Origin of the sequence: Acetobacter ascendens, from assembly GCF_001766235.1 — a bacterium.
GTDB classification, from domain to species: Bacteria; Pseudomonadota; Alphaproteobacteria; order Acetobacterales; family Acetobacteraceae; genus Acetobacter; species Acetobacter ascendens.
Genome location: NZ_CP015164.1, coordinates 190,745 through 202,792, shown reverse-complemented (window position 1 = coordinate 202,792; position 12,048 = coordinate 190,745). Strand labels below are relative to the sequence as shown.

Here is a 12,048-nt window from a genome sequence, read left to right as displayed (position 1 = left end):
CTGTGCCCCATAAGGGCACTACGGTACAGACAAACTGCCCCGTCCATCGTAATGCTTGCAGCATATACAAACCAGACGGGGCAGCCCCACGCGCCACGCATGTCCTGAACATGCACCCATCGGGCCGCCCTGCCACAGCCAGACCAAGCAGCAGCCCGAGGCCCCAGCATGACGCCATCCCCCACCCGCCGAGAACTCACCCTGCGCGGGCTTATACTGGGCGCGCTTATCACCATCGTTTTTACGGCCTCCAACGTGTATCTGGGCCTGCGTATTGGGCTTACGTTTGCATCCTCCATTCCCGCAGCGGTTATTTCCATGGCTGTGCTGCGAATGATGGGCGGTGGCTCCATTTTGGAAAACAACATGGTGCAAAGCCAGGCCTCGGCGGCGGGCACGCTTTCCTGCGTGTTTGCCACTTTTCCGGGGCTGGTGATGGCGGGGTATTGGCAGAACTTTCCGTTCTGGCAAACGGCGGGGCTATCTCTGGCCGGGGGCATATTGGGCGTGCTGTTTACCATTCCGCTGCGGCGCGCACTGGTAACAGAAAGCAGTCTGCCTTACCCAGAGGGGGTGGCTGCGGCAGAAATTCTGCGCGCCGGGGCAGAAAAAGGCCACAGCCAAGGGCTGCGCGCCCTTATTGGCGGCGGTATTATTGCCACGCTTTTCTCTTTCGCCAGTGCTGGGCTGCGGCTTTTGGCAGATACACTCACCCTTACGGCCACAGCCGGGGCGGCGGTGTTTCAGTTTTCTGGCGGGCTTTCCCTAGCCCTTGTTGGCGCGGGATATCTGGTGGGGCTGGCCGGGGGGCTGGCCATGCTTCTGGGCTGCATTTTGGCGTGGGGCATGGGTGTGCCGTGGCTAACGGCCCATTTGCCCAACCCGCAACATCTGGCCCCCGCCGCCTTTGCGGATGATGTGTGGCTGCACAAGGTGCGCTTTATTGGTGCGGGTGCTATTGCCGTGGCATCGCTCTGGACATTGGTGGAACTGATGCCGCCCGTGCTGCGCGGGCTGCGCGCCATGTTTGCAGGCCGCGGCCAAACGCTGGTGCCCGATGCCGAGCGCGATATGTCTGGCCGCAGCATGGGGCTGTTGCTGCTGCTTTCTGCCGCCATGCTGGCCGGGCTGTTTGCGTATTTTCTGGCCCCTGTTGCGGTGGGGTTCTGGCCCGTTGTGGCCGCTGCCGTGCTGTTTTGCATTGTGTTCGGTTTTATTATGGCGGCAGCCTGCGGCTATATGGCGGGCATTGTGGGGTCTTCCTCCTCCCCCATATCGGGCATTATCATTATTGGGGCTGTACTTTCCGCCCTGATGATTTTGGCGCTAGAGGCCCTAGGCCTTACCCCCACCAGCATGATGGCAGAAGGGCAAAAACTGGCCACGGCTTTTACCATTTTGGTGCTTTCCGCCATTACCGCCACGGTGGCTATTTCCAACGATAACTTGCAAGACCTTAAAACCGGGCAGCTTGTTGGGGCCTCACCATGGAAGCAGGAGGTGGCGCTGATTGTGGGGTGCGTGGTGGGCGCTGCGGTTATTCCGCCTGTGCTGAACCTGCTTTATCAGGCCTATGGTTTTGCGGGCACCATGCCCCACCCGGGTATGGACCCCACACATGCGCTTTCTGCCCCACAGCCCGCGCTGATTGCCATGATCGCCAATGGCATTTTCACGCACTCGCTAGATTGGAGCATGCTTTCCATTGGCATGGTGCTGGGGGCTGTTCTGGTAGGGGTGGACCAATTTTTGCGCCGCCGCCACATGGCATTGCCGCCCTTGGGTGTGGCCGTGGGGCTGTATCTGCCTGCTTCTGTCAGCATTACGCTGGCTTTGGGGGCTATTCTGGGCTGGGGGTTAAAACACCACATCAAAACCCGCAGAGCGCAGAACCCGCAGGAAGCTCCCGTTTCCAACGCCGCCATTGGCACCATGTTGGCCTCTGGCTTTATTGTGGGTGAAAGCCTGACAGGCGTGGCGCTGGCCGTGCTTTCTGGCGCGCTAGGGCAGGACGATGCCCTTTCCATCGCGCAGTATGTGCCTACAAGCCTGCCACCGGTGTTAGGCACTGTAGCATTTGGGGTCGCATGTTGGTGGTTTGCCCGCAAAACCCTGCAAGCCGAAGCGCTGGGCCGTTAAACGCAGCCTATTTTGCCTGTGCGGCCCAAGGTTTTTCTGCATTCCGCCCACGCCCCAACCCTAGCAGGGCCAGCCCCAACACCAACCCCGCCCAGCCCCACGCCATGCCGGGTGGGGTGAAGAAAAAGCGAATATTCGCCTGTCCATTTGGCAAAGCTATGCGCTGGAACAGGTCTTCTTCATACCCAACGGCAGCTTCCTGCCCGTTTATACGCACGTGCCAGCCGGGCAGCATGAGTTCGTGCCGAATAAGCGTGGCAGGTGTGCGGCAATTTGTGCGGAGTTCTGTGCGGGAAAGCGGTTGGATCTCGCAGGTCTCGGGGGCCTCAAAATACGGAGTGGGGTGTGGCAGACGGTACAGATCATTCGCCGCACTGCTGTAAAGCAGTTGCAGACGTTTTTCGGCCGGTGCCTCCTGCTGGCCCGGCAGTTCCATACCGTGTGGTACTACGGCCAGTGCTACGCCCAGGTGTTCCAGCACCTCCGGCCTTTGGCCCAGAACATCCTGCAAAAAGAAGTGCCCATTCGGGGTGTTGGGCGTAATGCCATCAAACGTAACGGGGTTGAGGTTGGCACCAAAATCCTGCTGCAAACGGGCAATCCACGCTGCGGGCATGGGCACGCCGTTGTGGTTGATGGAAGCCAGCCCAAAATACGCACCATAATTGGGGGCCAACCCGCCGAGAGAGACAAACCTGTTCAGCCCGATCTGGGCCTTCATGGTGTTTATCAGCGTAGTATCTACCGGCAACACGCTGCGGGTGGATAATAGCGGCACGCAAAACAGAAAAAGTGCTTCTGCCACCACGGCACTTACCAGAACGGTACCGCGCCACCGGGCCAAAACCGGCAACAACAATGCGCCAAGGCACAACGCCACCAACGCACCACCAGCCAACACCGAGCCAAAAGCATAAAAGCAGGAAGATACCGGCCCCTGCGTAAAGGCCCATAAATCCGCCCGTGCGGGGGCGTTCCAGTGCCATACGGCAGAGGTGGCCAGCAGCAAAACACCACCGGCGCACAGTGCGGGCCATGCTGTTGCCAGCCAGTTTTTGGCGTGTTGTTTTGCACCCTCCGCACCCGCCCGAACGGCGGTATTACGGCACACATCATCCAGCCCAAAGGCGGCCAGAAGAATGAGCGCCATTTCCTCCATCGGATAGCAAAACCGATGGAAAAACGTGCGGGCTATGCCGGGTATCATATCCATAAACGGGGCTATGCCGGGCAGATTGGCCTGCTTGCCCACACACGCCACAAAATAGGCCGCCAGCATGATACGCGCGGCCCGATCCCTTCGCCCCCATAGGCCCAGAACGGCCAAAAATGGCAGCACAGCCCCCCAATATCCACCAACGCTCCACCATGCCTCGTACCGAGAAGCCGGGCCGTAAAAGATGGGGCCGTTGATGTAGGGAAACAGCGCCATAGCCCAACACGTAATAGGTTGGGTGATGGAAATACCCGCTGTGTGGTCTCCCACCCACGCATGGGGCAGATAGGTGGCAAAGGCCACAAGCTGCGGGGCGGCCAAAAGCAGGGCCGTGCTGCCCCCAACCGCAATGGCGGCAACAAACGGTGCGCGTGCCCCCGCAGGCTGTTGCGCCAGACGCAAAAGCGCCCAGCACAATACCAATGTGCCTTGTAAAAACGCGGTTTCGGGAAAGCTGGAAAGCACCATGCCGCCCAAGCCAAGGGCCAAAACACTCCAGTTACGCACACCGGCCCAGCCGCGTGCTGTGCCGCGCAATACCTCCACCCCCAGCAGGGCCAGAGGCAAAAAGGCCAGTGGTTGGCTTGGCCCATCCGATGCCCATGCAAATGTACCGTTAAATGCCCACAGCACCGCGCCCACCAGCACCACGCGCGCATCCATCCCCAGCCTGCGCAACAGGGCGTACATGCAAAAACCTGCCAGAACTTGCAGCGCAATTTTAAGAAAAAGCAGCCCACCGGGCAGCCCTAAAAGCAGCACAAAAGGCAAAAAGAACGCGCCGGGCTGATACTCCCCCGCAAGCGGCATACCCACACCGCTATACGGGTTCCACCACGGTAGAATACCATGCCGCCAATCTGCTGCGGCCAAGTGCCCCAGCGCTTGCACAATCACACCCGCGCAGCCATCCACCCAACCCGGCAGGCCGGGCAGCAGGCCACCTTCCAGCCAGTTGCGCCGCGTTTGCGTGCCTGCCGAAAGCACGGAAATGGGGTCTGACGTTGTGCCACCCCACAGGGCCGGGCCCAGCAGTTCTGGCAGATGCACCAGCACAGGCAGCAACACCAGCACAACCACGTGCCATACGGGCCAATGTGCACAAAACCGATGGCGGGCAAAAAAAGAAAAAGCGGGCATATGCCCGCCTTAGCAAAGGGGGCGCGGTATTCCTACACAATACGCCCCTTTATATGCACGTTAGTGCTGCAAAAAGACCGGCACATCCGGGTGGGCCAGAATGTAATCCGTAGCACTGCCCATAAGCCGATTATACAGCATGTTGTGCTGATACCCACCTATCACCAGCAAATCAGCCCGCAGCGCATCTACCTCATCCAGAATGGATTGTGCGGCCTTGCTGGCATCATCACTTGGTTTTAGCTCCACCCGTTGGGGCGTAATGCCGGGCAATATATCCATGGGCATGGGGGAAGCTGGCGTTTGCAGCACATCCACCTGTTTGGCCTGTGCCAGCAGCACCCGCGCAGAGGCAAATGCCTTGCGGCAGCCATCTGTATCCTTCCATGCCATCAGAATATGATCCCCACTTGGGCGGTCCCAGAAGGGGGGCACAAACAGAACGGGGCGGCCTGTTTGAAAAATGGCTGAACGGGTGGCCAGTTTTTTCTGGTCACTATCCCGGCTATCGGGAAAGTTCATAATCAGCAAGTCGGCATCCTTGCCATAACCGCTAATAATTCTGTCCACCGTAATTTCGGGGTCCAGCCAGTTGACTTCCACCTTGCTCAGCCGTTCTGCGCCAGAACCATATTCCTCCGCCAACCAGCGATGGAAAATTGTGTGTAGGCTATCTGCCCATTCACGCTGGTTTTCACGCAGTACGGCGGCACTTTCATCTGTTAAGCCCATATTGCCCAGCACCTGCGTGGGGGGCTCCCGCGCGGCCAGAACATCCATACGGTTGCCATTTACGCGGGCCAAAAACTGTGCGGCCATATTTAGCAGCACTTCTGCCTGATCCTGCTGGCTGAGAATAACAAGACATCTCTGCATTGCCTGCGCTCTCCCTTTCTTATCTGTGGCGTGTCACCACGCACACCTATGGTGGGCCAGCGCCAGAAAGCATCCGCACCAAAAACGTGCCTGCCGGCTGAAGGGTTGCCCATCCCCCCAACTGTGCCACGCCTGCCCTCTCTCTGGAAGGTGAAGAAAAAACATGCCGCCCCCTCTCGCATTTCGGGGCAAAGCGCGGCACAACCGCAAGGGATTACACCAGCCCTTACGCAGAAAAGGATACGGCCACCGTGTTGCTAAACGTGATTGAACGCGGCCCCGATGTCCCCTCTACCCTGCCGCCGGTTGTGCTGTTGCACGGGCTGTTTGGCCGCGCACGCAATCTGGGGTTTGTGCAACGTAAGCTGGCCGCCACCCGCCAAACGCTGGCAATGGATTTACGCAACCACGGCAATAGCCCCCACGGCCCCATGAGCTACCCCGCCATGGCGGAAGATGTGCTGGAAACCATGCGCCATTATGGCATGAAAAAAGCCATGGTGCTGGGCCATTCCATGGGCGGCAAAACCGCCATGATGCTCTCACTCATTCACTCACAGGCCGTGCAAAGCCTGCTGGTAGTGGATATTGCGCCCGGCCAAGGCGGCTTTGCACGCATGGACCTGCCACCGGGGCTGGATAAGCTGGCCTTCCCCCCGCATCTGGACCTGCGCAGCGCGGATGAACTGTTGCGCCCGCTTATTACCAATGATGCCGTGCGGCAGTTGATGATCCAGAACATCCGCATGGGGGATAACCCCGGCTGGGCCATTGGCATGCACGATATTCTGGCCGGTATGCCCGCCATGATGGGTTGGCCCACACTGCCCGCCAGCGCGCAATATAGCGGCCCCACGCTGTTTATTAGGGGGGAAACATCACCCTATATTCAGCCCACCAATTACTCGCAGATGCGTCACCTGTTCCCGCATTATCGGCTGGAAACAATTAACGGCGCAGGCCATTGGGTGCATGCAGATGCCCCGCGCCGGTTTATGGAACTGGTGGAAGAATTTGCCACCCAGACAGAAAACGCCACACCGGCCTAAAGGCACACAGCACGCCCTGCCGCCACTTTAATTAGCGTGGCGGCAGTGTTACGGGCCTGCCTGCCATATCCAGCGCTACGGCCTCGGCCATGCGAATACCATCCATAGAGGCGGAAAGAATACCGCCCGCATAACCAGCCCCTTCCCCCGCCGGATACAAGCCCGGTGTGTTGATGGACTGCCCGGCCTCATTGCGAGGAATACGCAGTGGGGAAGATGTGCGGGTTTCAACCCCCGTCATTACCGCATCTTCCATGGCAAAGCCTCTAAGCTTGCGGTCAAACTTTGGCAGGGCCTCACGCAATGCTTCCACCACAAAATCCGGCAGGCATTTTGAAAGATCGGTTGGGGTTACGCCCGGTTTGTAAGATGGCACAACATCCCCCAATGTGGTGGAGGGACGGCCCGCCAGAAAATCTCCCACACGCTGGGCGGGGGCGCGGTAATTCCCTCCGCCTGCCTCAAACGCCTTGCGCTCCCATTGGCGTTGAAAGGCCATGCCTGCCAGCGGGTCATCGGGGTAATCCACACCGGGGCGCAGTTCCACCACAATGCCGGAATTGGCGTTACGCTCGGCGCGGGAATACTGGCTCATGCCGTTGGTCACCACCTGCCCTTCTTCCGAGGTTGCCGCCACCACGGTGCCGCCGGGGCACATGCAAAAGGAATATACACCCCGCCCATTGCTGGCATGGTGTACCAGCCGATATTCCGCCGCACCCAGCAGTTCATTCCCCGCACTGGGGCCAAACTGCGCCACGTCTATAACAGATTGCGGGTGCTCTATCCGCACGCCTATGGAAAACGGTTTGGCCTGCATGGCCACATCTTGGGCCTGTAACATGGCAAACGTATCACGCGCACTATGGCCTACGGCCAGAATAACGTGATCAGACTCTATGGTTTCACCCTCGGCGGTGCGCACACCTTCTACCGCGCGGGTTTGCGGGTTAAGCACCAACCCATCCACGCGGGTTTGAAAACGATATTCCCCGCCTGCGTTCTCTACCTCGCGCCGGATATGCTCCACCATGGAAACAAGGCGGAACGTGCCAATATGCGGGTGGGCCAGATACAGAATATCTTCCGGCGCGCCAGCCTTTACAAACTCCTCCAGCACCTTACGGCCTAAAAAGCGCGGATCCTTGACTTGGCTATACAGCTTGCCATCAGAAAAGGTTCCGGCCCCGCCTTCACCAAACTGCACGTTGCTTTCTGGTGTCAGTTCAGAGCGCCGCCATAGGGCAAACGTATCCACCGTGCGTTCACGCACCACCTTGCCGCGTTCCAGCAGCAGCGGGCGCAAACCCATGCGCGCCAGCACAAGAGCCGCCATAAACCCACACGGCCCGGCACCTATAATAATGGGGCGTTTGTATCCGGGCTGGGCAGCCAGTTCCGCCCCACTGGTAATGGGGGGCACCCATTCCATGTTGGGGGAGAGCTGCACGTGGTTATCCTTGGGATGGGCGGCACGGTAACGGGCCAGAACGGCGGCCTCATCCTTCACGGTGCAATCCACGGCATAAACCAGCTTAATAGCGACGCGCTTGCGGGCATCATGCCCGCGTTTGAACACGCTGTAATGTTCCAGCGCATCCGCGCTGATGTTCAGCCGCTCGCAAATGGCATGCGCCAACGCCTGTGGCGAATGGTCGAGCGGAAGCCGTAATTCGGTCAGTCGGAGCATGCGCTGTGCCCTTACCTTTCAAGCAGCCGTGAAAAAAATCTGCCCTTTCCCTAGGCCGCTCCGCCGTGTGGCGCAATATTCTGTCGTGGGTCACAAAAAAGATGTTGCCCTTCCATGCCATCCTCAGCAGACATAGATAAGACAGACCAGATTGGTACTCTTGGCCTATACCGGCCTTTGTTCTTATCGCTCTTTTCGTTCAGGAATGCTCGTTCCCATGCCTTCGCCGCACGATCATATGCCCCCTTCCCAGCCTGCGGGTTCAGTCTGTGGTCATACGCACCACACGCCGGGCCAGCCAGATGGGCACAGCCGTGCACAACCCTGCACAGCAGAGCATGATCACGCAGCAGATACGCATACGCATGGGTGCGGCGCAGAAGAGCATGACCACGCGCATGAAGCACATGATGATCACACCGGGCACGATCATGCAGCAGGCGGAAGCTGCGGGCATAGCCACGGTTTTGGGCACGCCCATGTGCATACCCCTTCCTCCTTTGGCAAAGCATTTGCCATTGGTATTGTAGCCAACAGCCTTTATCTGGTGGCAGAGGCGCTGTGGGGCTTTTTCTCACACTCTCTGGCACTGCTGGCCGATGCGGGGCACAATCTTTCTGATGTGCTGGCACTGGCGGCGGCATGGATGGCGCAGTACCTTTCCCAACGCTCGCCCTCGCTGCGGTTTACGTATGGGTTGCGCCGGTCCTCCATTCTGGCAGCACTGGCCAACGCGCTGGTGCTTATGCTGGTAACGGGCGGCGTTGCGTGGGAGGCCATGACCCGCCTGTTTGACCCCGCCCCTGTGGCTGGCAAAACTATGATGATTGTGGCCGCCCTTGGCATTGTGGTGAACGGCGCCACCGCCCTGCTTTTTGCATCCGGGCAGAAGGGAGACCTCAACATTCGCGCGGCCTTCATGCACCTTATGGCAGATGCCGTTACCTCCCTTGCCGTGGTAATAGCGGGTGGGCTGGTGTTACTGACGGGCCTGAACTGGATAGACCCGGCTATAAGCTTGGCTATTTCTATTGTGGTGGTGGCCAGCACATGGTCTTTGCTGCGAGATTCCTTGGATATGGCGCTGGATGCCGTACCCCGCACGGTGGATGCTGGGGCTGTGGAAGGCTTTTTGCGCACGCTGCCCGGTGTGGCGGATTTGCATGATCTGCACATCTGGCCCATCAGCACTACGGAAACAGCGCTGACAGTGCATTTGGTGCGCGCCTCTGCCCCGGTGCAGGAAAATGATACCGCCCTGCTGGAAAAAGCCGCCGCCGCCCTGCGGGAGCGCTTTGGCATTGTGCACCCCACCGTGCAGATAGAAGCCGCAGATTACGCCCCCTCCTGCGCCTTAACAGACCCCCGCACCGTCTGACACGCCTTTATCTTATCCCGCGCATTTTACGCCGCCACGCCAGCCAGAATTGTTGTTTACGTGCCAGAACTTCCCCTTCCCTCCAGCAATCGTGGCATTGCTGTTGTTAGCCTTGGTGTCAGCTTTGTTGCACTGGGGCTGAAATACGCCGCCTATGCCACCAGCGGCAGCATTGCCCTGTATGCCGATGCGCTTGAAACCATTATTAACGTGGTGGCCGCCGCCGGAGGGCTGTGGGCGCTTAGCGTGGCCGAACTGCCAGCAGATACCAACCACCCCTACGGCCACCACAAGGCGGAATATCTTTCTGCCGTGGCAGAGGGCGCGCTGGTTGTCATTACCGCTTTTGTTATTGGGCATGAAGCAGTGGAAGGCTGGCTACACCCCAACCCGCCAAAGGCCCCGTGGCTTGGGCTGGGGCTGAACGCCCTTGCCACCGTGGTTAACCTGGCATGGGGGCTTATTATGCTGCGCGTGGGGCAAAAACGCCGCTCCCCCGCACTGATGGCAGGCGGGCAGCATGTGCTTTCCGATGTATGGACAGGCGTTGCCCTTGTGGTGGGTGTTACGCTTATTCCGCTTACCGGCTGGGTGCGGCTGGATGCCATTTTGGCAGGGCTTTTGGCCGTAAACGTGCTGCGTGTAGGCTGGGAAGTGATGCGCGAGTCTGTTTCCGGGCTGATGGATGAAGCCCCCGAGCCTGAAACAATGGCAGAAATTCGCAGCATTATTGCCGCCAACGGCAAAGGGGCGATTGAGGCGCACGATATCCGCACCCGCATTGTGGGAGCGGTAACGTTTTTAGAGTTCCATCTGGTTGTGCCCGGCACCATGAGCGTGAACACCGCGCATGATATTTGTGACCGCATAGAGGCCGCCCTGCGCGCCAGTATGGGCAGCACGCTGGTGCATATTCATGTTGAGCCAGACACGCACGCCAAGCGCGAGGGCATTGTGTTCTGGAAAGGCCCGGCAGAAACCTGCCCAGCGCCCGATGCCCTGCCCGATACTGGGGCCAACGCATAATAAAAGTGGTGCTTGCCATAAATATTCGGCAATAAAGAACATCGCCTCTTTCATGTTGTGCATGAAATGCTACAATCGGCTGCATCCTTTTTCCCGCCCTTTATGCCTTTACGGATGCCGCCCATGTCTGCCAGCGTGTTCCCCACGACTGAATCCCTTCGTCATTTGCGAGAACATGCCAAAGCGGGCACCGTAAACTGGCGCAGAAAATTTATTTACTGGTCTGGCGCCATTATGGTGGGTGTGGTGGCCGTAGGCTTTGCCACGCTGGCCGATGCCGCCGCCCATGTGCGAGACCACATTTTAAAAATAAGCCCATTGTTGATGTTGCTGGTTACCCCCGGTGGGCTGGCACTTTCTACATGGTTAACGCGCACCTGGTTTAGGGGCGCGCAGGGCAGCGGTATTCCGCAGGCCATTGCGTGTATGCACTTCAACAACATAACCATTGTTGATAAAGTGCTGTCCCTGCGCATTGCCTTTGCCAAAATCCTGCTTACATGCCTTGGCCTGCTTTCTGGGGCCTCTATTGGCCGAGAAGGACCAACCGTGCAGGTGGGGGCTTCCATCATGCACACGGTGGGCCATTACATGGGCATTACAGACCTCACCCGCCAACGCGCGCTTATTAAAGCCGGAGGGGCCGCAGGTGTGGCCGCCGCCTTTAACACCCCACTGGCGGGCATTGTGTTTGGCATTGAGGAACTGGCCCATTCCTTCGAGCAACGTACCAGCGGCACCATGCTGACCTGTGTGGTCATTTCCGGTGTTACGGCTATCGCCCTTGTGGGCAACTATACCTATTTCGGGCACACCTATTCCTCCGTGCCGGTGGGTACAAGCTGGCTGGCCGTGCTGGCCTGCGGTATTATCGGCGGGCTGTGTGGGGGTGGGTTTTCTGCCCTGCTAGTGCGCATGTCTCGCGGTATTTCGGGGGCTTTTGGCACATTCATTACGCGTCATCCGGTTGCGTTTGCAGCCCTGTGCGGGCTGGTGCTGGCCTTTATCGGGCTGATTTCTGGCGGCATGACATACGGCACAGGCTATGTGCAGGCGCGTGACATTATTATGGGGTCAGACCAATATCCAGCCTCGTTTTTTGTGCTGAAGCTGCTGGCCACCATTGTGTCCTACTGTTCGGGCATTCCCGGCGGGTTGTTTGCGCCCTCGCTTTCTGTAGGTGCTGGCATGGGTGGCTGGGTGGCGCAGTTTTTGCCCCATACCGCACCGGGGGCTGTGGTGCTGCTGGGCACCGTGGCCTATTTTGCCGCGGTTACGCAATCTCCCCTCACCGCCACGGTTATTGTGATGGAAATGTGCGATAACCAGCAGATCACCCTTGCCCTGCTGGCCAGCGCCTTTTTGGCTTTTGGTGTTTCCCGCACCTTGTGCAGCCATGCCCTGTATGGCGCGCTGGCCGTGCGTTTTGTACGTACCACTGCCCCCAAGCAGAGCAGCGCATCCGTGGTAACGGCCACAGATACTGCACGCCACTCCTCCTCATCAAAGCAGGGCTGATCCGCCGCTGGGCCTA

Annotated in this window: 8 protein-coding genes; 5 read left to right on the top strand and 3 right to left on the bottom strand. The window is 58.9% G+C overall.

The window, feature by feature from the left end:
• Positions 1-168: 168 nt before the first annotated feature.
• The gene (locus A4S02_RS01035; RefSeq protein ID WP_070322692.1) at positions 169-2,139 is read left to right on the top strand and encodes an OPT family oligopeptide transporter; all 1,971 of its coding nucleotides are present in this window, start codon (positions 169-171) and stop codon (positions 2,137-2,139) included.
• Positions 2,140-2,146: 7 nt separating this feature from the next.
• Here A4S02_RS01035 and A4S02_RS01030 read toward each other — a convergent pair whose 3' ends face one another.
• Together A4S02_RS01030 and A4S02_RS01025 are read right to left on the bottom strand one after the other, a co-directional pair.
• A complete protein-coding gene (locus tag A4S02_RS01030) occupies positions 2,147-4,495 on the bottom strand; it encodes a hypothetical protein (protein ID WP_070322691.1) in 2,349 nt (782 codons plus the stop codon).
• A 60-nt stretch (positions 4,496-4,555) separates the two neighbouring features.
• Positions 4,556-5,371 carry a universal stress protein gene (locus A4S02_RS01025; protein ID WP_019089843.1) on the bottom strand — a complete coding sequence of 272 codons (816 nt, stop codon included), beginning with the start codon at positions 5,369-5,371 and terminating at the stop codon, positions 4,556-4,558.
• A 251-nt stretch (positions 5,372-5,622) separates the two neighbouring features.
• Between A4S02_RS01025 and A4S02_RS01020 the strand changes: the two genes are divergently transcribed.
• Positions 5,623-6,420 (top strand): alpha/beta fold hydrolase, encoded by a 798-nt coding sequence (locus A4S02_RS01020; protein WP_070322690.1) that lies wholly within the window; start codon positions 5,623-5,625, stop codon positions 6,418-6,420.
• A gap of 31 nt (positions 6,421-6,451) precedes the next feature.
• On the opposite strand, the gene A4S02_RS01015 is transcribed toward A4S02_RS01020, so the two are convergent.
• The gene (locus tag A4S02_RS01015) at positions 6,452-8,110 is read right to left on the bottom strand and encodes an NAD(P)/FAD-dependent oxidoreductase (protein WP_070322689.1); all 1,659 of its coding nucleotides are present in this window, start codon (positions 8,108-8,110) and stop codon (positions 6,452-6,454) included.
• A 205-nt stretch (positions 8,111-8,315) separates the two neighbouring features.
• Here A4S02_RS01015 and A4S02_RS01010 point away from each other — a divergent pair, with 205 nt between their 5' ends.
• The 3 genes from A4S02_RS01010 to A4S02_RS01000 all read left to right on the top strand — a co-directional run bounded on the left by A4S02_RS01010 (position 8,316) and on the right by A4S02_RS01000 (position 12,032).
• The gene (locus A4S02_RS01010; RefSeq protein ID WP_070322688.1) at positions 8,316-9,488 is read left to right on the top strand and encodes a cation diffusion facilitator family transporter; all 1,173 of its coding nucleotides are present in this window, start codon (positions 8,316-8,318) and stop codon (positions 9,486-9,488) included.
• A gap of 60 nt (positions 9,489-9,548) precedes the next feature.
• Positions 9,549-10,514, top strand: coding sequence for a cation diffusion facilitator family transporter (locus A4S02_RS01005; protein WP_070322687.1), 966 nt, complete (start codon positions 9,549-9,551; stop codon positions 10,512-10,514).
• 123 nt (positions 10,515-10,637) lie between these two features.
• Complete coding sequence (locus A4S02_RS01000; RefSeq protein WP_228142421.1) at positions 10,638-12,032, top strand: chloride channel protein; 1,395 nt, start codon at positions 10,638-10,640, stop codon at positions 12,030-12,032.
• Positions 12,033-12,048 lie beyond the last annotated feature (16 nt).